At 41.8% G+C, this 26,716-nt stretch carries 22 protein-coding genes; 3 read left to right on the forward strand and 19 right to left on the reverse strand.

What is annotated here, in order from left to right:
• Window positions 1-2 precede the first annotated feature (2 nt).
• From ACWJAF_RS08320 to asnS, 4 genes are all read right to left on the reverse strand, one after another.
• Window positions 3-1,058 (reverse strand): metallophosphoesterase family protein, encoded by a 1,056-nt coding sequence (locus tag ACWJAF_RS08320; protein WP_448863194.1) that lies wholly within the window; start codon window positions 1,056-1,058, stop codon window positions 3-5.
• Complete coding sequence (locus ACWJAF_RS08325) at window positions 994-2,208, reverse strand: sensor histidine kinase (protein WP_296030213.1); 1,215 nt, start codon at window positions 2,206-2,208, stop codon at window positions 994-996. Before ACWJAF_RS08325 ends, ACWJAF_RS08320 begins: the two co-directional genes overlap by 65 nt.
• Entirely contained in the window at window positions 2,198-2,887 is a 690-nt protein-coding gene (gene vanR / locus ACWJAF_RS08330; RefSeq protein ID WP_296030215.1) for a VanR-ABDEGLN family response regulator transcription factor, read from the reverse strand. The genes ACWJAF_RS08325 and vanR overlap by 11 nt, the downstream gene beginning before the upstream one ends.
• Before the next feature lie 77 nt (window positions 2,888-2,964).
• Window positions 2,965-4,356, reverse strand: a complete 1,392-nt coding sequence (gene asnS, locus ACWJAF_RS08335; protein ID WP_296030216.1) for an asparagine--tRNA ligase — start codon at window positions 4,354-4,356, stop codon at window positions 2,965-2,967.
• Window positions 4,357-4,483: 127 nt separating this feature from the next.
• Between asnS and ACWJAF_RS08340 the strand changes: the two genes are divergently transcribed.
• Together ACWJAF_RS08340 and ACWJAF_RS08345 are read left to right on the forward strand one after the other, a co-directional pair.
• The gene (locus ACWJAF_RS08340) at window positions 4,484-5,707 is read left to right on the forward strand and encodes a 6-phosphofructokinase (protein ID WP_296030218.1); all 1,224 of its coding nucleotides are present in this window, start codon (window positions 4,484-4,486) and stop codon (window positions 5,705-5,707) included.
• 270 nt (window positions 5,708-5,977) lie between these two features.
• Window positions 5,978-6,466 carry a QueT transporter family protein gene (locus ACWJAF_RS08345; RefSeq protein ID WP_296030219.1) on the forward strand — a complete coding sequence of 163 codons (489 nt, stop codon included), beginning with the start codon at window positions 5,978-5,980 and terminating at the stop codon, window positions 6,464-6,466.
• Window positions 6,467-6,684: 218 nt separating this feature from the next.
• On the opposite strand, the gene ACWJAF_RS08350 is transcribed toward ACWJAF_RS08345, so the two are convergent.
• From ACWJAF_RS08350 to ACWJAF_RS08365, 4 genes are all read right to left on the reverse strand, one after another.
• On the reverse strand, window positions 6,685-9,126 hold the full coding sequence (locus ACWJAF_RS08350; protein ID WP_448863196.1) for a hypothetical protein: 2,442 nt from the start codon (window positions 9,124-9,126) through the stop codon (window positions 6,685-6,687).
• 16 nt (window positions 9,127-9,142) lie between these two features.
• On the reverse strand, window positions 9,143-10,315 hold the full coding sequence (locus tag ACWJAF_RS08355; protein WP_448863197.1) for a class I SAM-dependent methyltransferase: 1,173 nt from the start codon (window positions 10,313-10,315) through the stop codon (window positions 9,143-9,145).
• A gap of 190 nt (window positions 10,316-10,505) precedes the next feature.
• The gene (locus tag ACWJAF_RS08360) at window positions 10,506-13,130 is read right to left on the reverse strand and encodes a histidine kinase dimerization/phospho-acceptor domain-containing protein (RefSeq protein WP_448863198.1); all 2,625 of its coding nucleotides are present in this window, start codon (window positions 13,128-13,130) and stop codon (window positions 10,506-10,508) included.
• A 30-nt stretch (window positions 13,131-13,160) separates the two neighbouring features.
• Window positions 13,161-13,856 carry a response regulator transcription factor gene (locus ACWJAF_RS08365; protein ID WP_296030227.1) on the reverse strand — a complete coding sequence of 232 codons (696 nt, stop codon included), beginning with the start codon at window positions 13,854-13,856 and terminating at the stop codon, window positions 13,161-13,163.
• A 266-nt stretch (window positions 13,857-14,122) separates the two neighbouring features.
• Here ACWJAF_RS08365 and ACWJAF_RS08370 point away from each other — a divergent pair, with 266 nt between their 5' ends.
• Complete coding sequence (locus tag ACWJAF_RS08370; protein ID WP_296030230.1) at window positions 14,123-14,491, forward strand: sporulation initiation factor Spo0A C-terminal domain-containing protein; 369 nt, start codon at window positions 14,123-14,125, stop codon at window positions 14,489-14,491.
• Between the two features lie 310 nt (window positions 14,492-14,801).
• Here the strand turns inward: ACWJAF_RS08370 and ACWJAF_RS08375 are convergent, their stop codons facing one another.
• From ACWJAF_RS08375 to metG, 11 genes are all read right to left on the reverse strand, one after another.
• On the reverse strand, window positions 14,802-15,131 hold the full coding sequence (locus ACWJAF_RS08375) for a cupin domain-containing protein (protein ID WP_296092453.1): 330 nt from the start codon (window positions 15,129-15,131) through the stop codon (window positions 14,802-14,804).
• A gap of 235 nt (window positions 15,132-15,366) precedes the next feature.
• Entirely contained in the window at window positions 15,367-16,773 is a 1,407-nt protein-coding gene (locus ACWJAF_RS08380; RefSeq protein ID WP_448863199.1) for a DUF5808 domain-containing protein, read from the reverse strand.
• Window positions 16,770-17,165 carry a GntR family transcriptional regulator gene (locus ACWJAF_RS08385; protein WP_296092457.1) on the reverse strand — a complete coding sequence of 132 codons (396 nt, stop codon included), beginning with the start codon at window positions 17,163-17,165 and terminating at the stop codon, window positions 16,770-16,772. Before ACWJAF_RS08385 ends, ACWJAF_RS08380 begins: the two co-directional genes overlap by 4 nt.
• A gap of 131 nt (window positions 17,166-17,296) precedes the next feature.
• Window positions 17,297-18,223 (reverse strand): alpha/beta hydrolase, encoded by a 927-nt coding sequence (locus tag ACWJAF_RS08390; protein ID WP_448863200.1) that lies wholly within the window; start codon window positions 18,221-18,223, stop codon window positions 17,297-17,299.
• Window positions 18,223-19,599 (reverse strand): citrate/2-methylcitrate synthase, encoded by a 1,377-nt coding sequence (locus tag ACWJAF_RS08395; protein ID WP_448863233.1) that lies wholly within the window; start codon window positions 19,597-19,599, stop codon window positions 18,223-18,225. The genes ACWJAF_RS08390 and ACWJAF_RS08395 overlap by 1 nt, the downstream gene beginning before the upstream one ends.
• 100 nt (window positions 19,600-19,699) lie before the next feature.
• On the reverse strand, window positions 19,700-20,575 hold the full coding sequence (gene rsmA, locus ACWJAF_RS08400) for a 16S rRNA (adenine(1518)-N(6)/adenine(1519)-N(6))-dimethyltransferase RsmA (RefSeq protein WP_296092461.1): 876 nt from the start codon (window positions 20,573-20,575) through the stop codon (window positions 19,700-19,702).
• A 267-nt stretch (window positions 20,576-20,842) separates the two neighbouring features.
• On the reverse strand, window positions 20,843-21,220 hold the full coding sequence (lpdD, locus tag ACWJAF_RS08405) for a prenylated flavin chaperone LpdD (RefSeq protein ID WP_448863201.1): 378 nt from the start codon (window positions 21,218-21,220) through the stop codon (window positions 20,843-20,845).
• Window positions 21,221-21,238: 18 nt separating this feature from the next.
• Complete coding sequence (locus ACWJAF_RS08410) at window positions 21,239-21,814, reverse strand: UbiX family flavin prenyltransferase (RefSeq protein ID WP_448863202.1); 576 nt, start codon at window positions 21,812-21,814, stop codon at window positions 21,239-21,241.
• A gap of 1 nt (window position 21,815) precedes the next feature.
• The gene (locus tag ACWJAF_RS08415; RefSeq protein WP_448863203.1) at window positions 21,816-23,279 is read right to left on the reverse strand and encodes a UbiD family decarboxylase; all 1,464 of its coding nucleotides are present in this window, start codon (window positions 23,277-23,279) and stop codon (window positions 21,816-21,818) included.
• 250 nt (window positions 23,280-23,529) lie between these two features.
• Window positions 23,530-24,291, reverse strand: coding sequence for a TatD family hydrolase (locus ACWJAF_RS08420; protein WP_448863204.1), 762 nt, complete (start codon window positions 24,289-24,291; stop codon window positions 23,530-23,532).
• A 301-nt stretch (window positions 24,292-24,592) separates the two neighbouring features.
• Window positions 24,593-26,533, reverse strand: coding sequence for a methionine--tRNA ligase (gene metG / locus ACWJAF_RS08425; protein ID WP_448863205.1), 1,941 nt, complete (start codon window positions 26,531-26,533; stop codon window positions 24,593-24,595).
• Window positions 26,534-26,716 lie beyond the last annotated feature (183 nt).

Genomic DNA, 26,716 nt, shown 5'->3' on the forward strand with positions numbered 1-26,716 from the left:
GTCTAGCCTCTTCTTGTCTCCATCAATGCCTGTACGCCTTCACACAGTGCCTGGTACTCGATACTGTCCTGCGGATATCCTTTCAGGCTTTCGATGTACTGTCCAAGAATATTCCCTTTATTTTCATTACTTAGCTTTTCAAAATCATATGCCGGTTTTGTATGATCCACAATCTCTACTACATTTCCACATGGATCCATCTGCTCCAGATCATACCAGATATCCGGATCCCTGAATCCTGTCAATGTGATCTTGTACATGTTTTGTCTGCCATTTTCCTCAATCATCCGCACCAGTTCCTGCTTCAGATTATGTCCGGTCATTGCTCTGTGCACCTGCACGTCTTTGTGAATATATTCTCTGGACGCGTGACAGACAAAACGGATCTGACAGCCTTTTTCACTGATTCTGCCTTCTATATACCCATGTGTCCCGGTATCATTGATATCGATCGGCTCCAAAGCTCCCGCATATGCCATGTGGTTTTCCACTAATTCCTGTGGTTTGTGAATGTGTCCCATGGCAACATAATCATAACCAAGTGACTGTATCTGGTTCACTTTCATCGGAATATGCCTGTCATCCCCACCATGAGCCAGCAAAATCTCATATTTCTGTCTGTGTTCCGGACGCGCAGAATCATATACCGGATCCATAATTTCCTTACTGTAATAGCTGCATCCATATACGGCTGTCTGGATATTTCCAATTTCTACACAAGTCAGATTTTCATCTTTTATCATGTGCACATGTGGTGACCATGAAAATGTTCTGTAATATGAATTCTTCTTGATATAGTCATGGTTACCTGCAATCATCACTACTTCTGTCTGCTCCAGCATATCCAGTACGGAGTTCATCTCTTTTAATTCCCGAAGCAGCGGCTGTCTGTGGAATATATCTCCCGCGATCAGAAGAAGATCCATCTTTTTCTGATTACAGATATCTATAATATCCCGGAAGCTGTCCCAGATCTCTCTTTCTCTTCCGGCACTATACGCACTTCCGGCGTCCGGTTTTGCCCCTAAATGTAAGTCTGCGATGTGTATGAACTTCATCCGTTGTTCCTTCCTTTTTCTCCGTCTTTTCTTTCGATGGCAGTGTCACAATAAACTGGGTACGGTTATCATCACTTCTGGCCATGATCCTGCCTCCATGTAATTCTGCAATCTGCTTTGCGATTGCAAGTCCAAGTCCCGCACCTCCGGTTCCGGTAGAACGCGAACCATCCACCCGGTAGAATTTTTCAAAAATTGTCTGCAGCATATCTCCAGGTATCTTATCCCCTGCATTGGTAAATACAATCTCTATCTCATCATTTTTCATCCTTGCTTCAATCCGGATCACTGTATTTTCATAACAGTACGCAATTGCATTTCTTAATATATTGTCAAATACTCTTGCCAGCTTGTCCGGGTCGCCATAGATCTGCAGATCTTCTTCTACATCTACCTCGCAGCTTAGCTTTTTCTCCTGTAAAACTCCGTATAATTCATCTGCCAGCTGTTCCAACATCATTGTAAGGTCTATTTCCACCGGCTCCAGTTCTATATTCTGCAGATTATACCTGGTAATATCAAAGAATTCATTAATGAGCTCTCCAAGTCTTATCGACTTTTCCAGCGCGATATGGGTATAATTCATCCGCTCTTCTTCCGGCATATCCGGATGATCTTCTAACATCGTCAGATATGCCACAATAGAAGTCAGTGGCGTCTTAAGATCATGCGCAAGGAATAAAACCAGGTCATTCTTCTTTTTTTCACCCTCTATCGCTTCCAGCTCCTGCCGTTTTAATGTGGCTTTGATCTCATTTAGACGGATCTCAATCGGTTTTAATTCTGTGATCAGATGGATCGGTTCTGTCGATTCGGATATGATATTTTCGATTCCATGATCGATCTGGTCCAGATATTTTGTCATCTTAGACAGTGCCACATAAAAAAACAGCGCAAAAAGTATCAGATAACCAATAACCATATAAAAGGTCTTGTTATCCCCGATCAATTGCCAGTATAATCTGACCGCCGTCTCCTCCTTTATATTGAAGAACACCAGAACTTCAACAAAGATCCTGGCAAAGCTGTCATTATAGATTCCGTCGATGACGAATTTCAGCAGGATTCCGCCTACCAGAACTGTCAGTGCCGTTACTAATACTGTCTGCAAAAGAAGACTGAACTTTAACTTCCGATAATTATTCTTCAACCTTGTATCCAACTCCCCACACCGTCTTGATAAAATCAGACTTGCCTGTTGGTGCGCTCATCTTCTCACGCAGATGACGGATATGCACCATTACTGTGTTGTTACTGTTCTTATAATATTTTTCATGCCATACCTTTTCGAACAGCTCTTCCGAGCTGATCACTTTTCCCCTGTTCTCACACAGAAGCCATAAAATGTCAAATTCTATCGGCGTCAGTGTAAGCGGGACTTCATTGTATACACACTCATGAGAGTTCCTGTTAAGAAGCAATCCTCCAAAATCAATTACTTCGCCTTCCTCCCTGGTTCCCTCGTTATACTGGGTGTATCTTCTGAGCTGGGCCTTCACACGCGCTACCAGCTCCAGTGGATTGAACGGTTTTGGAATATAATCATCCGCCCCAAGTGTCAGACCCGTGATCTTATCCATATATTCCGTCTTCGCTGTCAGCATAATTACCGGAAATGTATACTTCTGCCGGATCTGTTTTAAAATCTGAAAACCATCAATATCTGGAAGCATGATATCTAAAATAGCAAGATCGATCTTGGTGCTGTATATACAGTCCAATGCGTCCTGTCCATTATAAAACTTGTACACTTTATACTGATCATTCTGAAGATAAAGTTCTACTACATCAGCAATCTCTTTTTCATCATCTACTACTAATATATTCATACTGTCCTCCAGTCTATATGGGGACGGGGGATTTTTAAAAATCCCCCGTCCCCTTTTATGCCTTTTATAACTTATTATTACAGTTCGCAGTTATTTACTGTTCTTGGGAATGGAATTACGTCACGGATATTACCCATTCCTGTCAGATACATTACACATCTTTCGAATCCAAGTCCGAATCCGGCATGTCTTGTAGAACCATATTTACGAAGATCCATGTAGAACTTGTAATCTTCTTCTTTCAGTCCAAGCTCATCCATTCTTGCTTTCAGCTTGTCGTAATCGTCCTCTCTCTGGCTTCCTCCGATGATCTCACCGATTCCAGGTACCAGACAGTCTACTGCTGCTACTGTCTTGCCGTCTTCGTTCAGCTTCATGTAGAATGCTTTGATTTCCTTTGGATAGTCTGTTACGAATACAGGGCGTTTGAACACTTCTTCTGTCAGGTATCTTTCGTGCTCTGTCTGAAGATCTGTTCCCCATGTTACTTTGTATTCGAATTTATCGTTATGTTTTTCCAGAAGTTCTACTGCTTCTGTGTATGTCACTCTTGCGAAATCAGAAGATACTACATTGTGCAGTCTCTCCAGAAGTCCTTTGTCTACAAACGAATTGAAGAAGTTCATCTCTTCCGGTGCATTTTCCAGTACGTAGTTGATGACATATTTTAACATTGCTTCTGCAACATACATATCATCGTCCAGGTCTGCGAATGCCATCTCAGGCTCGATCATCCAGAACTCTGCTGCATGACGTGTTGTGTTAGAGTTCTCAGCACGGAATGTTGGTCCGAATGTGTAAATGTTACGGAATGCCTGTGCATATGTCTCTCCGTTTAACTGTCCACTTACAGTAAGACTTGTCTCTTTTCCGAAGAAGTCTTTGGAGTAATCTACGCTTCCGTCTTCGTTCTTCGGCACATTATTCAGATCCATGGTTGTTACCTGGAACATCTCTCCTGCACCCTCACAGTCACTTCCTGTGATCAATGGTGTATGCACATATACGAATCCTCTCTCCTGGAAGAACTTATGAATCGCATATGCTGTCAGGGAACGTATGCGGAATACTGCCTGGAATGTATTGGTTCTAGGTCTTAAGTGTGCGATTGTTCTTAAGTATTCGAAGCTGTGGCGCTTTTTCTGAAGCGGATAATCCGGTGCAGAAGCTCCCTCTACTTCTACTGTATCTGCCTGAATCTCAAATGGCTGTTTTGCCTGTGGTGTTGCAACCAGTGTACCTGTTACGATCACTGCTGCTCCTACATTCAGTTTTGAGATCTCTGCAAAGTTGTCCATCTTATCATGATATACAACCTGTAACGGCTCAAAGAATGTTCCGTCATTCACTACGATAAATCCAAATGCCTTAGATCCACGGATACTTCTCACCCAGCCTCCGATTGTTACCTTCTGATCTATATAAGCTTCACTATTTTTATATAATTCTCTGATTGTTGTTAAATCCATACCAACTATTCTCCTTTTTGCAAACTCACATATATTCCTATTATACCATATCGTTCTGATTTATGTTATACTATATTTATTCAATTTATCATGAAAGAATATTAATAAAAAGTTAGGAGATCACTATATGAAGAATTTATTAGTCGCACAATCCGGAGGACCAACATCGGCAATCAACGCTACTCTTGCCGGCGTGATCGAAAACGCGCTTTCCAGTCCATCTGTAGACAAGATTTATGGTTCCATCAATGGAATCCAGGGTGTATTAAATGAAAATCTGGTTGATTTGAAGACTAAGATCCACAATGTATCTGATCTGGATCTTCTTTGTCAGACCCCTGCTTCGGCACTTGGATCCTGCCGCGTTAAATTAAAAGATCCAGCTGTATGCGCAGATGAATACGAGACCATCATCTCTGTTCTGCGCAAACACAATATCGACTGCTTTATCTACATCGGTGGTAATGATTCCATGGATACCGTAGATAAACTTTCCAAATATCTGAACGATAAAGGTATCTCTGACATCACAGTTGTCGGTGCACCGAAGACAATCGATAACGACCTGTGCGGAACAGATCACTGCCCCGGCTTTGGTTCTGCCGCAAAATATATCGGAACTACATTTGCCGAGCTGGAACGTGACTGCCACGTGTATGCTACAAAGGCTGTAACGATTGTTGAAGTTATGGGACGTGACGCCGGATGGCTCACTGCCGCTTCCTGTCTTGCCCGTGCAAATGGAGCAAAAGGTCCTGATTTTATCTATCTTTGCGAAGTACCATTTAGTATTGATGGGTTCCTTCAGGATGTTAAAGCAAAGCTTGAAGAACAGGATGCTGTTATCATCGCTGTCAGCGAAGGTGTAAAGAACAAAGACGGCCGCTACATTTCCGAGGAAGTACAGAGCTCTGCTGTCGATTCTTTTGGCCACAGCTATATTGCCGGTGCCGCAAAAGTACTCGAAGATGCTGTCAGAAATGAGATCGGATGCAAGGTCCGCTCCATTGAACTTAACCTGATGCAACGCTGTGCCGCACATCTCGCAAGCGCAACGGATATCCAGGAGTCCAGAATGCTTGGAAAGTCTGCATGCCAGTATGCTCTTGAAGGTGCTACCGGTATGATGGCTGCTGTAATCCGTACTTCCGATGCTCCATATGTAACAGAATTCAAAGCTCTTCCGGTATGCGATATCGCCAACGCGATCAAGAGCGTACCTGCGGATTATATCAATGATGCAGGAAATGATGTGACTCAGAAGATGGTCGATTACCTGACTCCGTTGATTCAGGGTGAGATGAATACCATTTATGAAAATGGGATTCCGAAATATATTTACTTATATTAAACTTAAGCCCTCCAACAAAAAGGGAATAGACCCCCCAGAGTTGCCACTCTGGGGGTTTTGATGTTTTATTGCCTTGCTTTTCTTTCTTTTCCATGCTATACTATCACCCGTTACAAAACCCGAAAAAATCAAGGTCTTACAAGGGTTTCGCCGATTCCCGGCGTAAAGAGAATGATAGAAATGACATCCACCGGATATCTTTCCTATCCGCTACGGCGCGTGTGTTCGTGACCTTCCACACGTAAAACAAAACTAAAGGAGTATTGAAAAATGAAAAACAAAAATCTTAGTTTCATGACCCAGGCAGCCATGATCGCTGCTATCTATGTGGTGCTGACTTACATCTTTGCACCATTTTCTTTTGGAGAAGTACAGGTTCGTATCTCCGAGGCACTCACGATTTTACCAATATTTACACCCGCTGCTATTCCGGGGCTTTTCGTCGGATGTCTGATTGGTAATATTCTGGGCGGTGCGATTCTTCCAGATATTGTATTTGGTAGTATTGCTACATTGATCGGAGCATTTTTTACATGGAAACTGCGCGAGCAGAAGCCGGTTACCGCAACACTTCCACCGATCATTTCCAATATTGTCATTGTTCCATTCGTGCTTCGTTACGGATATGGGGTGACACTTCCGATTCCGTTCATGATGCTGACGGTTGGTATTGGCGAGGTCATTTCCTGCACTGTTCTTGGACTGATCGTATATGGGGCGTTGAAAAAATATCAGCATACATTATTCCGTGCTGTATAAAATACAAGGGAACTGTCAGTGGCAGTTCCTTTTTGTATTCAAAAAAGAAGGGAGTCTTGCAAAATAACTGAATTTCAGTTATAAAGCAAAACTCCCTTTTTATTTTTTTAATTCCCAGCTGCATCAACCAGATGAAGATAAAATATATCTCACTGCTATTGCGTACATCTGCCAGGATTTCTACCGAATATTTCTTTCGAACACAACATTTGCATTACTTATCCGATATACGTATTACCGCTTCCCTGTGTCGTCTGATCCATCTGTTCATATGGCATACTGTGTTTAACATCTTCGTTCACATTTTCATAAATCACACTTGTCTCGGTGTATCCGACCAGTATCACTGCATTCTGCGCATCTGTCATTGCGATGACCGGACGGCCCTGGTTGATAATATAGAGAATCTCTTCTGTCGTACATCCGGTCAGGTCATACGCCTTTCCGTCACTGACTTCCCTGATGATATCGATTGGTTTTTCCTGGTTTCTCAACCGCTCTTTGATCGCATTGATCTGATCATCTTTATCCGTGATCGAATATTGCAGATTACGGTTTCCTCTCTCCCATACATAATTCTGGGATGAATCTGTCACGACTCCGTTATAATCATTCGCCTTCTTGATGGCATCTCCCGCTTTGGTATATACACCTTGCATCTCTCCATGTCCGTAAACATAATATTTTTCCGGTGCTTCTTTATCTGAAAATGTAATAGTCTGCGGAGTTTCAAATAATACCTGCTTTGGATTCAGCACCTTTGGTTCCTTATCTGAGATTCCATCATCATATGTCAGTCTTACCTGTGTTCCCTTAAGTTCTGTAGCATATGTCTCAAGCGTAATATTACTTTCATTCTTCTGTGCATTGTTGGTGATATAATCCGGCAGTGTTCCGGTATAAGTATCATTTTCCTTTACTGCACGCTCCAGCGTGATCATATCTTCTTCAAATGATGCATTTAAAATATAAATCCCATCTCTCTGATACTCTTTGATCACTTTTCCTTTTTTACTTCGGATCTCCAGCTTGTACATTGGAACGGTCGTCTCTCCAGATACAGTCTTGCCAAGATCATCGGTCTTTGCCGTACCATATACAAAATCACCGCGGATGAATCCAAGTGGACGTATGCATTCTCCTGCTCCACACTGAACGGTTTGCTTCTTTCCTGTATCAACATTCAGAATGATAATTCTCGTTGCTGTTCCAACTTCTCCATTCGCCTGATATGCAATCATACTGCCATCTTTTGAGACCACATACTGCTGTGCATCCAGACCTCTTACAAGTACCGATTTTTCATCCTGCTCTACATCATACTGATATAATGTTCCATCAACCATGGTATATAACATATCTGTACCCGCATCATAATAAGACATTTCTCCCAGTTCGTTTATCGCATTGGCATAGGATTTATTCGTTGAGATAAATACCTTCTCTTCTACTGAGTTCTTCTCAATATCGAAGTAATAAACTGCAACCCCTACTTCTCCCTCATGTTCACCCCGGTTCATATAACCAGATACCATAAAGCTTGTATTTCCCTTTGCATCTATACTCAGAAGTTTGATCTTATGATTTGCCACCAGATTTCTCACATCCGTGTTCTCCGAATCCGCAAACCCGAATACCATGGATAACTCATCCGAGTCTTTATTGTAGCACCAGAGTTCATTGGCCTCTACAAATACCACAATGGATCCATCCTTGTTCACCAGATACGGAAGATCTGATGATGCAATTCCAAGAATGACTCCTTTTTCATTCAGCACCTTTTGAGATGCATCAAAGATCTGATCCATGGTCCGGTCGTAATCCAGCAGATAAGCTTTCTGTGCATCTGCAATGTAACGTACGCGGAAGAACTCTTTCACTGCATAGCGGTCTGTTTCATTTTCTTCCCCTGTACATCTGACTCTGTACTGAAGCTGTACGGAAATACAGGTACTGTTCATTTCTTTAATATTCCAACGTTCCCCGTTTTCCACCTGCGGTTTCAGGCTTCCCCATGTCACATGTTCATAATCGGAATTAATCGTCACATGCTGAAATGTCGTGTTGTCCGCATCTTCTGTTGGTTCCAGTGCTGCGCCAACTCCTGCATTTTCCACTTTTCCAAGTGCATTCTCGTGATAGTTACTGATATAATTCAGACATTCTGCAGCATTCGCACTTTGTCCATCTGCAATTCTTGTATAATAATAGACCGGATCTGCTCCTTTTCGGTTCAGGCGGATTTCAAGAACCCGTTCTTCATCCATTACATTTTCACCGCTCAGATCAAGTTCGAACTCTCTTCCTATCTTCTGGATCTTCTGGCTCGCTATTTCGCTTGTTCCATCCAGCGAATATACCTTATAACTTCCTCCTGTAAATTTATTGCCGAACGATTCTACTTTTACATCCAGCTTCTGGTCTGAAACCGGTGTGATCGTGTCATGCATAGAAGATACATCCATACGTTTTGCATATCCTGATAATGTATTAATGTTAAATCCTCCATACGAAAACGAAATCTGTGGAAATGTTGCAGCCCCCATATCAGCTGTCATATTGTCATTTCCTTTATTCGTCAAATAGCTGAATATAAATACTGCGATGATAAACACCACAACTAAAATTCCTGCATTTTTCAAACGTTTTTTTAATGTCATCTATACTCCCTCTTTATTAATCTTCGTCCGGCTTTTCTTCTACTGCATAGCCATCCAGCAGTCTGCCCAAAGTCGGTGTCACTCTAAGTGCCGCTTCACATCTGCGGATCGCATCGTCTCCTTGTCCCTTTTTCTTTTTATTTTTCACTGCCCGGATCAGGATATTCTTTGGCGTATGCTCCATATCTATGAATTCCAGAATCTGCGCCGTATATCCTTCCCGTTCCAGATATTCTGCCCTTAACCCGTCTGTGATCAGGGCCGCCATACGTTCTTTTAAGAGACCGTACTTTAATATTGGTTCCAGTACTTCATTTTTAATCTGCCGGTTCAGTTCATGCTGGCAGCATGGCACAGATAAGATTACCTTTGCATCCCATCCAACAGCTTTTGCCAGCGCATAATCCGTGGCGGTATCGCAGGCATGCAATGTCACCACCATGTCTACTTTATTCACACCTGTATAGTCTGCGATGTCTCCTTCTAAGAACTTTAACTTCTCATATCCATATTTTTCACTTAATTCATTGCAGTGACGGATGACGTCTTTTTTCAGATCCAGACCTATAATTCTTATGTCATATGATTTTAGTTCATGCAGATAATAATACATGGCAAATGTCAGGTAAGATTTCCCACATCCAAAGTCCAGGATCGTAAGCTCTCTGTCCTTATCAAGTTCCGGCAGAATGTCTTCGATAAACTCAAGAAAACGGTTGATCTGACGGAATTTATCGAATTTGGCATGCACGATCTTTCCTTCCTGTGTCATAACCCCGAGATCCTGCAGAAATGGTACCGGAATTCCTTCCTCCAGCACATATTTTTTCTTTCTGTCATGACTCATATTGATCTTTTTTCTGTCACCTTTTTTTAGTTTGTTTTTTATCGTAACTTTCCCTTTTTTACTTATCAGAACACTGTAACTGCATCCTTGTGTATCAAGCTGCATCTGTTTCATATTTTCCATATGTTCCAGCAGTTTTTCACAGGCTTTTTCTACCTCCATATTTTCATGAAATGCCTGGTTATTTTGAAAAGATTCTAACTGAAAAAGCAGTGTATCCTTCTTTAAAATGGGTCTTACTTTTACTTTTTGTATTGCATCTTTATTCCTTGGATTGCTTAATGTTGCAGAAATAAAGTCTATATTTAGATTTTCCTGTAATAATTTTCTTAATTCATCCATAATACTATATTGTAATGTTTTTTAGACAAGAGCGCAAGTGGAGTATTCGTCATTTTTACCAATAAATGTGGGGTTTTTTCAGGAATATAAACAATTGCAAATTATCACAGTGGGGACGGAGGTTTTTTAAAAAGGGACGGGGGTAAATGCAATTAGGGACGGAGGTTTTTTTAAAATCCCCCGTCCCCTTTTAGACTTCACTTGGAAATGTAATTGTCACTTTGAATAGATCTCCATCCAGATACAGCTCGAATTTTCCTCCCTGCATCTCTGTCAGAGACTGCGCAATAGAAAGTCCAAGACCGCTTCCTTCTGTGCTTCTTGATACATCCCCTCTGATGAAACGCTCTGTCAGTTCGTCTGCCGGGATATTCAGCGGCTGTTCTGATATATTTTTCAGACTGAAATATGCTTTTCCGTTTTCTTTCCAGAGATCCGCATACACACGGGTTCCTTTCATTGCATACTTTGCCGCATTATTATAAATATTGGACAGTACTCTCCAGAGTCTCCTTCCGTCCGCCTGGATTATAACTTCTTCCTTTGGAAGATTCAGTACCTCTTTAAGCTCTCTTGCCATGAATTTTTCCGCAAATTCCCCACTCGTCTGCTGGATCATTTCCACCAGATTAATGTTCATGAATTCCAGTGTGATATTTCCGGAGCTTACTTTTGAAGCTTCCACTACATCTTCTGTCAATGTCTTAAGGCGCTGTGATTTCTGCTCCAGTACTTCTATATATCTTTGAATCTTCGGATCTTCAAAATTCTCCTGTTTTAACAGATCTACATAATTTATGATCGATGTAAGCGGTGTCTTAATATCATGCGATACATTTGTGATCAGATCTGTCTTCAGACGTTCACTTTTCATGTTCTTTGCCAGCGCCGTATCCAGACCTTCCCCGATTGAATTGATCTGTTCTGCCATCTCAAGCTGTTCTTCTTTCAACCCCTGTATCGGTATCTGATAATCAACTTCACCTCCGGCAATCCTGTCAATTCCAGTCTTGATCTGCCCGATTCCTTTTGCCCGTTCTACCAGATAGATGAACACTGCCACATCCAGACCAAAGAGAAGTACTGTCATTGGATTTGCAGGCAAAATGGTATCATTTACAGCCCAGTATATGAACAGATAACAGCTCCAGTGTAATATAAAAAACACCGCAAATCCTATAATTGTCTTCCACAGGAAACGTATATTTCTGTATATATCTCTCAGAAATACCAGGCCCCATCTGAGAATGCTGTTCTTCCATACAGTTTTGGCCTTTATCCGCCGTACCAGGCTCAGATATCCCCACAGAAACATCGCACAGGTAAATGCCGCCAGCAGACATCCCACCAACAATTCCGGTAGATACTGCGTGCTATTATTCACTGCCGGTACCATAAATCTTAATCTATCGGTATCCGTCTCTGTCAGAAAGTCAAATCTGGTACCCAGAACCGCCGGTACCGCCCATATCATAATTACAAGCAGCGCTGCCAGCTCTGTCTTCATACGATCGAATCCGTTCATATGGATTTCTTCATTTTCCGGAACTTTTCCGGCACCGATCGTCAGCATGATAAGAACTGCAAAGTACGCAGCCAGAGCTCCCACTCCAAGGATTCCTATCATCTTTGTCTTTGTACCGTATTTTGCAAATATATGATTCTGTTCATAAAAATTATCCTTTACCGGATAGGATGTATCTACTGCTGCCGCATAGATATAATTCTTGGCATCCACATAATAAGGCATCGATGATTTCCACTCCTGCGCCTGGGAATCTTCTTTATTTATCTTTTTAATATTACTTTCATAACCCGAAAGCTGGGGATGTATAATCATATATTTTCCGGATTTTTTGAGTGCTTTTAGATTTTCCGCATAATCAGCAAAATTACTGTATGCTTTCTTGTTCGTATACACGACATTTTTATCCAGGTCTATATACATATATGTAAGATTCGTATTTCCTTCTTTATAGGTATCCTGATTCACCATATGCGAATCAATATCGTAATATATATTTCCGACTGCGCTTTCAATCTTTTCGTATACTTCATTTAACTTTCCGTTCCATTGTTCTGAATTATTCACAAGCTCAAGAACGGTCTGCCCGCTTGCCGTCTTATATTCACCAAGGAGTCTTACACCATCATAATTCCAACAGTTAATGTAAACAATTTTTCCTTCCTTATCCTGAAGTCCGCGGAATTTTAATTCATTGCTTCCACCTTCTTCATCATATTTACCCTGCTTTAATTCTGCCAGTATTTCATCTGCGGAACTATCACCGGTTACAACAAATGATAACTCTCCCCGGTCAATCATAGCTTTGAATTCCTGATATTTATAATAGTGATACGTTCCCTGTGAACGCTTGCATACGATAATCCCGTCTTTATTCTTAAGTTTCTGTAATTCCGAGTCGTAATCATCCGTGGTTGAGATCAGTTTTCCCCATTCATAGAGATCATTCAGCCGGTAGGATAATCCGCTTGTATCTTTTCCCGATATCGTTCCATTATCTACATAACCCGGCACATCTACGACTTTATCCGCATCGTATGTTCCATTTTTCCCATACAGACTCAGATATCGGACTTCTTCGAGCACATTTTCATTCGCCAGCTCTACTTCTTTTGAGAAACTATCTGAGTTCTCATATACTTTTGCCGAATCAAGTGCAAATAATTCCTGTGTCAGAATTGGGTAACGGCTCACCCATAAGCAGCAGATTGCTATCAGTATGGCAAGGATATGCGCCGCTATCACTAAAATGACCTTCGCCGGCCAAGTACGGTACCACTTGTATTTCATCGTGTCTCCTTTCTACTGTCAGAACTTTTCTTACATTTTTTCAATCTTATAGCCAACGCCCCATACCACTTTCAGATAGCGCGGCTCTTTTGGATTGATCTCTATCTTTTCCCTGATATGACGGATATGTACTGCCACCGTATTATCCACCCCGATTGCATCCTCGTTCCAGATATTTTCATATATCTGATCAATGGAAAATACCTTTCCCTGATTCTTCATCAGCAGTAACAGGATATTATATTCTATCGGTGTCAGCTTCACCGGCTCGCCGTCTACGGTCACTTCCTTCTGATCATCGTTAATCATCAGTCCGCCAACCGTATAGATTGCCTGATTTTCCTGTGTCACAGAACTTCCAAGCTGTGTATAGCGTCTTAACTGGGACTTCACTCTTGCAGTCAGCTCTAATGGGTTGAACGGCTTCGTAACATAATCATCTGCACCCACATTTAACCCCAGTATCTTATCTGCGTCTTCTGATTTTGCAGATAAGATGATGATTGGCATATTTTCATTTTCCCTGATCTTTAATGTGGTTCTTATTCCGTCCAGCTTTGGCATCATTACATCTATGATCAAAAGATCTACTTTTTCACTTTTCATTACCTTCAGCACTTCTTCTCCATCATATGCTTTCAGGATCCGGTACCCTTCCTGCGATAAATAGATTTCTATCGCTTCTACAATTTCTTTATCATCATCACATACCAGTATGTTATACATTTCTTTTTTCTCTCCTTTAAGATACATTCAGACATTCTCTAATATCACTATACAAGAATAACAGGTATTTTTTAAGGTCTGATACGATAAATTCTTAAGATATTCTGAAAATGATTAGATTTTGCCCAAATATGAAATTCCATTTTTTTCGGATTTTGGAGTTTTATATTATATTACAAGGTAATTTTTCTAAATATATATTTTCTTATTCTTTCCTGTAGTCTGCGTAAATATCAAACTAATAAACCAGAAGGAAGAGGAATACTATGAATACTATGAATACAATGCATGAACCAGAAATAGAATATCTAATCCGCTCTCTCGGAATTGGCGCTACATACAGAGGCTTTGGATATCTAATATACGGAACAAAACTTTGTCTTTCTGACGACAACTACCTCCTGTTTGTCAGCAAGTATCTCTATCCTGATATTGCGAAGCACTATAATACTTCCTGTTATAGCGTGGAGCGTAATATACGGACTGTGATTAAAGTATGCTGGGAGCATGGCAACAAGCATCTGCTTGAAAAGATTGCTCTCCGACCTCTTTATGACCGCCCTACTTCTGGCGAATTTTTTGACATTATCACAGCTCATTTACGCACACTTTCTTTGGCTGCCAAGCCTGCTTAATGATCTCTTTTCAGGTTTTTCATTTTTACTTAAGATTTTTTCGAATTCTTTAATTCTTTTAACATACTTTAGACATATTTGTCTCTTATACTTAATGTCAGATAGTTGATAAACAACAACTATCACCCCCCCTCATAAAGTAAAACACCGAACTCACTCTTTCGGTGTATACTTTACTCTCATTCCTTTAGTAATTATAACAACAACAAAAAAACTCTCCTGTATGGAGAGTTTTTTTGTTGCATAAAGTTCTTTTATCAAATACCAGCAAGTCCAGGGCACTGTCCCGGACCAACTCTTCTGATCCTCCTTAAAATACTACAACCAGCAGCATCTTAAACTGTTCTTTTCCATGTACTGCATGTGGGTGCTTTGCAGGCATTACAATGGACTCGCCTTCATGTAATTCATATTTCTGTCCATCGATCGTAATCTCGCCAACTCCGTCTAGACATGTTACAAATGCATCCCCGCCGGATTCATGTGTACTGATTTCTTCTCCTTTGTCGAATGAGAATAAGGTTACACTCAGTGCATCATTCTGTGCCAGTGTCTTACTGACTACCTGTCCTTCCTGATATGCTACCTGGTCTTTTAATACTACTACTTCTGCTTTACTGATATTTTTGATCATGCTCATGCCTTATCGTTCCTTTCTTGATTCTCTCCATATAGCTTACTATAATACTTTTTCCCCTTCCCCAATGTGGTTTTAACAACAAAAACGATAATTTTATAAATTGAACATACTTTCATCACATTTTCTGATTATAATACGTTCAGATAGTTGGATAACAACTATCACCCCCCTCATAAAGTAAAAGGCCGCCGGGAGGAAACTTCCGGCGGCCAGCTTTATTGTCCTGATATTTCAGTTATTGTTCTTCTTGTTTTAATAATTCATACCATTCGGTTGTCTGGTCTTCATCCTTGCTATTTAAAAATATAGTATATTTTGACGTTTTTATCTGAATCACTTCCTGGGAATCCAACCATATATACATCCTGCATGATCCGGTTTCGCTTCCTTCGAACTTTCCAAGCAGGTGTTTTTCATCTGCCAAGCCATTTGTCTTGTTGAAACGTTCATCCGGAAGCCCATCTTCCAAAAGCTGTACCGACTGTAGATCTGACTTTTTAATCTCTGTGTCTGTATATCCCGATGTAATTTCAAAACGGTCTCCCGCATCTGCCAGATGTACCGGGATAAAATCCATCCGAAGCATCATGATGCAGACCCATATTAACAGAATAACCGTTCCCACCAAAACCCCGACTGTCATATAAACTCCTACTGGTTTTCCCAGATTTGTTGTATAATTCATTCCATTAAACCGGTCCTGTACGAACAGACGCGGATCATCCGGATTGGCATACCAGCCATTTCGCCAGTAATAATCATCGTCAACATACATCGGCGTCTTATCTTCCTGCAGAATTCTGTTCTTTGCTTTCTTCAATAAAACATACCCTGCGAACATTCCTGCTACAATCAATACCATAACTCCGGAATAGATTGCAACATCCAGATTTGAAATCCAATGCGTCTTTACACCCGTATATAAAAGATAAAGTCCTGCAATAGCATTGCATATATTTGCTATAAAAAATGACCATGACCAGTACTTTTTCTCCATACAGTTGATCTTCTGGTTCACCTGGGAATCTTCGCTGTATACTTTCATTCTTTCCCGCTGGAATATCCAACCGCAGAATAAAAATGTTGCCCATACAGCAATATTTGTTCCTTCTATAATGGATATTCCCTGCACCTCTCTCAAAGCGGTTCTCACCTGTTCTGATAATAACGGTGCCAGCAGTGCAAGTAATGGAATCACATGCATCCACAATGGAAGCGCTGCTCTTTTTCCAGCCGTTAAAAGTTTGGTATCCGTTGCCGTCATCCAGCCGCCTTCTTCCGAGCCCCATCCATTTGCCACTTTCATATCGTATAATCTTCTGTGATTACGGAAAATGAGATAGACGGCGCCTCCCATGATTTCTATCAGCCATATGCACCACAGGATCATAAAGATCGAGAAATACCAGAAACACAGTCCACAGACCAGTATGCCTATGATTGTATTCCACAGATAAAATTTCTTCAACTTTTTCTTATAATCGTTGATAAATGAAGTTACCATCTCACCTCTGGCATACTTTTCTTCCATATGTATCCCTAAGATCATGCCTTCATAATACTGGGTCTTTCTGCCATACACTCCATAGGTAATCCCCACCGTAAAAAGATCCACGAGTAAAAATACAATTGCCATACTCATTCTGCTGCCACCTCCATTCTTCCAAATGCCTGTCTGCAGTACTCAAGGAAATCCTTATAGCTCATCCCGCGGATTTTTGCTTCTGCGCTCAGAAGTTCCAGTTCTTCTTCTAACTTTTCCTGGAATTCTTCCTGTCTGTCTCCTCCTTCGTATCCGGGAATGCAGATGACCGTTCCGCGTCTTCTGTCTGTTTCGATAAATCCTTCGGATTTTAACAGCTGATATGCTTTGCTTACCGTCATATTGTTGATTCCAAGATCTGCTGCCATCTGACGTACTGTTGGAAGCAGTTCTCCTTCTTCAAATTCACCTTTTCCGATTCCCATCACAATCTGATTGCGAAGCTGGAGATAGATTGGGATCTCGGATTTCATATTTATCTTGATGATCATAGTGACCGCTCCTTTCTTCCTTCTTATTTTGTATTATACACAGTAATACAAATAATACAATATGTTTTTAAATATTAAAAAAAATAAAGCTCTGCGAAAGTTACCCTCCGCAAAGCTTTTTACATTTTCTTTTATTTATTTCTTTTCTCAATCCATTCCAAAATGTCCTGATATACATTCTTACGGTCAACTTCATTCAGAATCTCATGCCGGTCTCCTTCATATAGATGGATCGACACGTCCTTAATTCCCGCAGCCTTATATTTTTCATATACCCGCGTCACGCTCTTTCCAAATGCACCTACCGGGTCATCTGCTCCGGCTGTAAATAATACCGGAAGTGACTTCGGAATCCGTTTCATGCTCTCTGGTCTCACCACAACCTTCATTCCTGTGAACATCTGGTAATACGCTCCTAGTGTAAATGTATAAGAACACAGCGGATCTTTTACATATTCATCCCGTTTTTCTTTATCCGAAGTAATCCAATCTTTTGATGTTTCTCCCGGTTCGAACTTCTTGTTGAATCCGCCAAAGCTCAGATTGTCTACGAATTTGCTTCTATATTTCCATCCTTTGAAGGCAGCTATGATCCGACAGACCATCCTTCCAGCACTAAGCGTCAGTAAGCTCTGATGCCCGGTTCCCATGATAATTGCACCGGAAAGACCACCTGCATACATGGTCAGATACTGTCTGAGCAAGAAGGAGCCCATACTATGCCCCAGCATAAAATACTGCACTTCCGGATATTTCTTTCTGGTCATCTCCTGTAATTGATAAATGTCCCCGATCACATATTGATTCCCTTTGTGCTCATCAAAATATCCCAGGTCTCCTTCTGTCTGCACGGATTGTCCGTGTCCCAGATGGTCGTGTCCGACCACATAGTATCCCTGTGCAGTCATATATTTTGCAAAGTCATCATACCGGTCGATGTATTCCACCATACCATGACAAATCTGCAAAATACCTTTTACCTCTCCATCCGGAATCCATTCGATCGCATGGATCTTTGTCACAGCATCCCGGGACGTATAATAAAATTCATGCTTCATTATCTATCATCCATTCTGACATACTCTTTGTACTCTGCCAGCGGTCTGTATGCCGGACGAATAATCTTATCTACATTCTTAAGCTCTTCCAGTCTGTGTGCGCTCCATCCGACAATACGTGCCGCAGCAAAGATTGGTGTATAAAGTGACGGCGGCAGATCCAGCATACGATAGACCAGACCACTGTAAAAATCTACATTTGCATTAACACCTTTGTAAATCTTACGTTTTTCGGCAATTACCTCTGGTGCCATGTGCTCTACTTTTTCGTACAGTGCATATTCTTTCTCACAGCCCTTTTCTCTGGCCAGCTGTTTTACGAACTTTTTGAAAATGTCTGCTCTTGGATCGGATACGGAATAAATCGCATGTCCCATTCCATAGATCAGTCCCTTCTGGTCAAATGCTTTCTTATCCAGCAGGTCATTCAGATACTGGCGCACTTCGTCGTCATCTTCCCAGTCTTTTACTTTTCCCATCATATCGTCAAACATCTGCGTAACCTTGATATTGGCCCCGCCGTGCTTTGGTCCTTTTAATGAAGCCATCGCTGCAACGATCGTAGAATACGTATCGGTTCCGGATGAAGTTACCACGTGGGTTGTAAATGTTGAGTTATTACCGCCGCCATGATCCATGTGAAGAACCAGTGCCATATCCAGGATTTTTGCCTCCAGTTTGGTATATTTTTTATTCTCTCTTAACATCATCAGAATATTCTCTGCTGTCGATAATTCCGGAGACGGCGCATAGATGAACAGGTCTTCTCCCATACGGTAATTATATGCATGATATCCATAGACCATCAGCATCGGGAACTGGCTGATCAGATTCAGGCACTGACGCAGTACATTCGGAATCGATGTATCGTCTGCATGTGGATCATAGGTATACAGACTCAGGATCGATCTGGAAAGACTATTCATCATATCTCGGCTCGGTGCCTTCATGATAACGTCACGCACGAATGTCGGTGGCAGTGTTCTTCTCTCTACCAGTGTATCATGAAAGGTCTGTAATTCTGCCTGGTTCGGCAGCTCTCCAAATAACAGCAGGTACGAGATTTCTTCAAACCCATAATGCTTATCTTTTAAGAAGCCCTGTACCAGGTCTTTGATGTTATATCCGCGGTAGTAAAGTCTTCCTGCGCACGGTACTTCTTCACCGTTCACAATCTTTTTCGCACATACGTCGGAAATGTTCGTAAGTCCCGCAAGGACACCTTTTCCGTTCAGATCGCGGAGACCTCTCTTTACTTCATACTTTGTATACAAGTCTTTGTCTATCGCATTATTTTTCTCACATAATTCTGCAAAACGACTGATTTCCGGTGTTACTTCAAATAATGTCTGTTCATTTCTATCCATCGTCATCATCCTTTCCTGTTCTCGCTGATGTCTTGAGTTATTGGTCATATATCAGTGCATAGCCAAATTTACTTTTGGCACTCACAGCATCATATAAAATTTTCAATTCCTACTTTCTGGCTGTAGACAATGCATCGCTCAATTTGGCAAATTCTTCCAGTGTCAGTGCCTCTCCTCTTACGCTTGCACCTTTGCCAAGTGTATCGATCACTGCTTCAATCTCTTCTTTTGTAAAATCTAATGTCGCCGCATTTTTCAGTCCATTTGCCAGCGTTTTTCTTCTCTGGTTAAAAGACGCCCGGATAATATTGAACATCAGCTTTTCATCCTGCACCTGTACCGGCTTTTCTTTGTGACAGGTCAGGCGGATTACTGCCGATCCCACCTTCGGTCTTGGCATAAAGCAGTTCGGCGGGACATTTGCCACAATATATGGTTCTGCATAATACTGCACAGCCAGGGATAATGCGCCGTAATCTTTACTTCCAGGCCCGGTCTGCATGCGGTCTGCAACTTCTTTTTGCACCATAACTGTGATGCTCTCAACCGGAACATGATTCTCGAAAAGTCCCATGATAATCGGTGTCGTAATATAATACGGAAGATTTGCTACCACTTTGACCGGTTTTCCGCCATTTTCTTCGTCTGCGATCTTCTTAAGATCCAGCTTTAAGACGTCTTCGTTGATCACTCTTACGTTATCATATCCACTTAAGGTATCCTCAAGGATAGGGATTAAGTTCTTATCAATCTCAACTGCAATTACCTTCCCTGCTGCCTGCGCCAGATACTGTGTCATCGTTCCGATTCCCGGTCCGATCTCCAATACCATATCCTCTTTTGTGATACTTGCTGACTGAATGATCTTATCTAATACATGTGTATCGATCAGGAAATTCTGACCGAATTTTTTCTGAAATGAAAAATTATATTTCTGCAGAACTTCTATAGTATTCTGCGGATTTCCTAACGTTGGTTCTTTCATGATTCCTCCCACGTATCATCTTATTTCCTAACTTTCCACTACAATTCAAGCCTTTTCAAATACACTTTAGTCTGTAAACTGTAGCGATTATTCATCATTATACAATAATTTTGCGGGGATTGATAGCGATAAAAAATGAAATATGTATAAACGGACGGTGTTATAATCTGTAACACAACCGTTACTGCCACTGACAGCTCCTTACAAATGCATATAAGTAAAGACGCAGAATTCTTCCTACGCCCTTACTTATATCCTTTATCTTTTTTACTTTTCCACGATTTCCACTGCAATTATCTGCATCGCTTTTACAATTTCCGCAATCTGTTCTTTCGTGATTCCATCCATGTGAATACCTCCGGTGCACACCACGGTTGCCTTCTTTCCTGCCGATACCTTCTCAGCAAGATAACGGCATACTTCCTCGTCCTTATGTCCCGTCACGTTCAGTACCGATGCCGTGCTGCTCATCCTGCCGCTGCCGTCAAGGGACGGTCTTGGAACCGCAAGGACTGTACAACCGACATGTGGGCGCTCCCCGCCGCTTACTAATATATGATAATCACTGCCAAGTCTGCGGATTTCTACACAGATGTCCGTAAATGTAAGTTTTTTCTTTATTTTCCAGAAGTTCTCGGTATCCATACGGTAATGCTCCCTTCTCTACGCAAGCCCTGTCCAACGACAATATTCTTTCGCTTCGATTCCGAATGGTTCCACGAGCTTTGCCGCGATATGATATGTCATTTCTTCGATGTTCTCCGGCTGATGGTAAAATGTCATCATCGGCGGTATGATCCGGACTCCCGGAATCATAGCAAGCTCGGAAAGATTGCGGAGATGGATTGCACTAAGAGGCGTCTCTCTGGCTGCAAGAACCAACGTCCGCTGCTCCTTGATTGTCACATCTGCCGCACGAAGAATCAGATTGTCTGCATAACCACTATGGATTCCGGCGACTGTCTTCATACTGCATGGCACGATCAGCATTCCCTCTGTGCGGAATGATCCACTGGCCGGTCCTGCGCCGATATCTTTTGCATCACATATATGGTCTGCAAGCGCTTCCATCTCTTCTACTGTGTCATTCGTTTCCTGCTGCAATGTAATCTTTGCACTGTCACTTAAGATTAAGATGGATTCAAAATCTGAATCTTCTTTTATGATCTGCAGACACATTTTCAAAATCGGAAGTCCACTGGCACCGGTTGCTGCTACGACGATTCTTTTTCTGCTCATCTTATTTCACCCAGTGAGTCGGATCTACGTCCATGAACTGCGCACGTTTGAACCTGTCTTTTTGATCATATGGAACGGTACAGTCAAAGATTGTCTTGCATGCAATTCCATGATCACGGATGCTTCCCGAACAGCTCGGATCATTCGATGGATCCAGCGGGTGGCATCTGACTCCCGGAATTGTGATGATATCTGCATCTCCCTGGAATCTTGTGTTCATTGCCCAGAGTACGTCGCTCATATCAAAGCAGTCTACATCTTCATCTACCAGGAATACATGTTTCAGTTCGCTGAATGCAGAGAACGCCAGAAGCGCTGCCTGTCTCTGTCTTCCTTCATCGCTGGCTGTTAATTTCTTAAACTGCAGAACTGCCATATATTTTCCACCACCTGCGGATGCACAATATACATTCTGAAGTCTCCCCGGCATTGCTTTTTCTACCATTCCGTAGATACTTGCTTCTGTAGGAATTCCGGCCATAGATACATGTTCTTCGCTTGGTCCGATACAGGTCTGCATGATCGGGTTCTTTCTATGTGTTACGGCTGTAACTTTGATCATCCAGCACTGGTCACTGGCCGGTCCTGTGTATCCCGGGAACTCAGGCATAGCGTAACCGGTATGACTGTTCTGATCTTCCTGCACTCTTACATTCGGGATAACTTCTCCTTCTATGACATACTCTGCATTGGCAATTGCCCGTTCATTCACTGTCAGGCATTTACAGAGTTTTACCGGTTCTCCTCTGAGTGCTCCGGCAACTGCCAGCTCATCATATCCCATTGGAGTTGTAGGTGGTTCAAAGCAAGATCCGATCTCAATCGCAGGATCTACTCCGATACTGATTGAAATCGGCAGACGCTGTCCAAGTTCTTCTGCACGTTCTGCCATTGCCCCGATATGACGTGCTCCCGGAGTAAAGAAGATGGATAATTCATCTTTGCTCTGGATGCAGAGTCTGTGAATAGTTACATCGCTTTCTCCTGTATCCGGATGTGACGCATAGCACATTCCAAGAGTAATATACGGTCCTGCATCAACCGGTGTGTTGGTCGGTGCCGGAACTAACTTATATAAGTCAAAATCAGGATCTGTCGCTTTGTGTACCACTTCCTGACATGGTGCTGCTTCTTCTGATAATACAGGAAGGATCGGATTGTCCACGCTGTGATATAATTTCTTTCCAAGATCTTTCGGATCACATTCAAGGAGTGCGCCTACTCTGGATCTGCTTGCAAGAACACCGATTGCAACTCTTGCCCCCGGATGACCCTTTACGTTATTGAATATCATTGCCGGACCTTCTTTTGTCGGACGCATAACGGTTCCGCCTGCTCCGATGTGACGGTATACACCGGAAAGTTCTGCCATTGGTTCTACTTCTACGTCTGTTTCAATCAGCTGTCTCGGCATATCTTCTAACATCTTTAATGCGCTTCTTAAATCTGTAACTTTTGCTGCCATATGATTTCCTCCTGTTTTCGCTTTTTAACTTCGTCCTTTTTCGTTCAGACTTTTCTACGTTCAGACTTTTCTATATGTAAGCTTTTCGCAGACATGGTATTTCTGCAATGTTACTGCTCATACATTTTGTACATAGTAACGTGATTTTTATAATTTTAGTTTAACGATTTCTACATAGAAAATCAATTCTTCTTACTCCCCTAATTGATTATAAAATAGAATAGATTATCTATATATTTTCTTCATCAGGCTACAACCGGTACATCTTTCTTGCATTCTTTTCCGTCTGCTCTACTACTTCTTCGTAAGTCAGTCCCTTTAACGCTGCAATCTTTTCCGCCACATAGCGGATGTATGCAGAGTTATTTCTCTTTCCGCGGTTTGGCTCCGGTGCCATGTATGGGCAGTCGGTCTCCAGTACGATCGAAGTTAATGGAATTTCTTCTACAACTTCCTTTAGCTTCTTCGCATTTTTAAATGTCACAACACCACCGACACCAATATAATAGCCCATCTTGACATATTCCCTTGCCATCTCTTTTGAATAAGAATAGCAATGAATAACTCCGCTCAGATCCGATGCATGTTCTTTCACAATATTCATCGTATCTTCCGCCGCTTCCCTGCTATGGATCAGTACCGGAAGATCCAGCTCTCTTGCAAGTTCCAGCTGTCTTATGAACCACTTTTTCTGTATGTCTCTTGGCTCATTGTCCCAATAATAATCCAGACCGATCTCGCCTACTGCGACAACCTTTTCATATCTGAATAACTCTTTCATCTTTGCAAATGTCTCTTCATTCAGACTTCCAACCTCATCCGGATGGATTCCAACTGCCGCATACATAAACGGATATTGTTCCGCAAGCGCAACAACCTTCTCACATGAATCATACGCTGCACTGACATTCACAATGGTTCCTACTCCCTGTTCTTTCATAGAATTTAATAATTCTTCTCTGTCTTCATTAAACTGCTCATCATCATAATGTGCATGTGTATCAAATATCATATATCCTCCGCATCCGGGACATTTTTCACCTGCCCGGTCTTCATACTTTATATCTTATCCTAAATATCATCTCTTCTTTTCCACACGTTATCCCAAGGATTTTCATGGTTATCCCACCCTTATCCCAAGGTTATCCACAGACTTATCCACATCATGTGGATAACTCACATGCCAGGCACATCATATAGTTGTGTGAAAGAGATTTATAGAACCTGCCACTGGCCGTTTCTTCCGAACGCAAGGCGTACACAAAAGAACGGGGGATTTTTCGCAATCCTCCGTCCTTGTTTTCTTATATATATTAGCAGATCTCTGCACCAGCCGGCATGTTCTTCTCCGGTGTCATAAGTGCAAGATTACCTTCTGCATCTTCCGCACACAGCAACATACCCTCAGATAATACTCCGGCAAGTTTTGCAGGTTTTAAGTTCACAAGAACCATAACCTTCTTACCAACCATCTCTTCTGCTGAGTAGTGTTTCTTAATTCCGGATACGATCTGTTTTACTTCGCTTCCGATCTTAACCTGTGAGCAGAGAAGCTTCTTGGATTTTTTCACTTCTTCGCAAGCGATGATCTCACCAACCTGGAACTGCATCTTTCCGAAATCATCGAATGTGATCTCTGGTTTTGCTTCGATGTCGATTACTTCTTCATCTGCTTCTTCTTTTTCCTCTTCTTTTTCTTCTACATGTGGATGAAGTTCTTCTACTTTTTTCATAACCTCATTCACATCCAGTCTTGCGAAAAGAATCTCTGGTTTCTCTGTTACTTTTCCGTCTCCAAGCTGTGCAAGAATCTTCTCAGATGTCTCTGGCATGAATGATTCCAGAAGTTTTGCACCTGCTTTGATGCTCGCGATCAGGTTGTAGAGAACTGTCTCCAGACGGTCTTTCTTAGCCTCATCCTTTGCAAGTGCCCATGGCATGGTCTCGTCGATGTATTTGTTGCAGCGTTTGAACAATACGAAGATCTCTGTGATCGCATCTGCGACACGCAGCTCATCCATCTTCGCATCGACTCTCTTCGGTGTATCTTCTGTTACAGCCTTAAGATCTGCATCGACAGCCTTTTCTTCTTCTGTCTCGGCAACACCCTTATCTGTTACAACACCGCCGAAATATTTATTTGTCATTGAAATGGTTCTGTTCACCAGGTTTCCAAGTGTATTAGCAAGGTCAGAGTTCATACGCTCTACCATCAGCTCCCATGAGATCACACCATCATTTTCAAATGGCATCTCGTGAAGCACAAAGTAACGTACTGCATCTACTCCGAAGAAATCAACCAACTCATCTGCGTAAAGTACATTTCCTTTGGATTTACTCATCTTACCGTCGCCCTGCAGAAGCCATGGATGTCCGAATACCTGTTTTGGAAGTGGAAGATCCAGTGCCATCAGGAAGATTGGCCAGTAAATCGTATGGAAACGGATGATATCTTTTCCGATCAGATGAAGGTCTGCAGGCCAGTTCTTATTAAACTGTTCTGTGCTTTCTCCGTCACAGTTATATCCGATTCCTGTGATATAGTTGGTCAGCGCATCAAGCCATACGTATACGATATGTTTTGGATCGAAGTCTACCGGGATTCCCCACTTGAAGGATGTTCTGGATACGCACAGATCCTGAAGTCCCGGAAGCAGGAAGTTATTCATCATTTCATTTTTACGTGATACAGGCTGGATGAACTCTGGATGCTCATTGATATAATTGATCAGTCTGTCTGCATATTTGCTCATCTTGAAGAAATATGCCTCTTCTTTTGCAGGCTTACATTCACGTCCGCAGTCCGGGCATTTACCGTCTACTAACTGAGACTCTGTCCAGAAAGACTCGCATGGAGTACAGTACATTCCTTCGTATGCTCCTTTGTAAATGTCTCCCTGATCGTACAGTTTTTTGAAAATCTTCTTAACCTGTGCTTCGTGATCTTCATCTGTTGTACGAATGAATTTGTCATAAGATGTGTTCATCAGATCCCAGATTTTCTTGATCTCACCTGCTGCATTGTCAACGAATTCCTTTGGTGTAATACCCGCTTCGTCTGCTTTCAGCTCGATCTTCTGTCCATGTTCATCTGTTCCTGTCTGGAAGAATACATCGTATCCCTGACTTCTTTTATATCTTGCGATGGCATCTGCCAGCACGATCTCGTATGTGTTACCGATGTGCGGTTTGCCTGATGCATAAGCGATTGCTGTTGTAATATAATATTTTCCTTTATTACATTTTTCACACATGTTTTTTCTCTCTCCTTTTATGTTTCCTGAATATATGGTTTTCAACTTCTGTTTTCTTTTAACGTCTCAACAGCTTTCTGAACCGGATCCCGGACTTTTCTTGCATACTTTGGTATACAAAAGAACCTGCCGCCGGTAACTTCTCTTGTGTACTTTAGAGCCTGTCTCAAGACACTCTCTAGT

The organism is Dorea sp. (assembly GCF_977044405.1).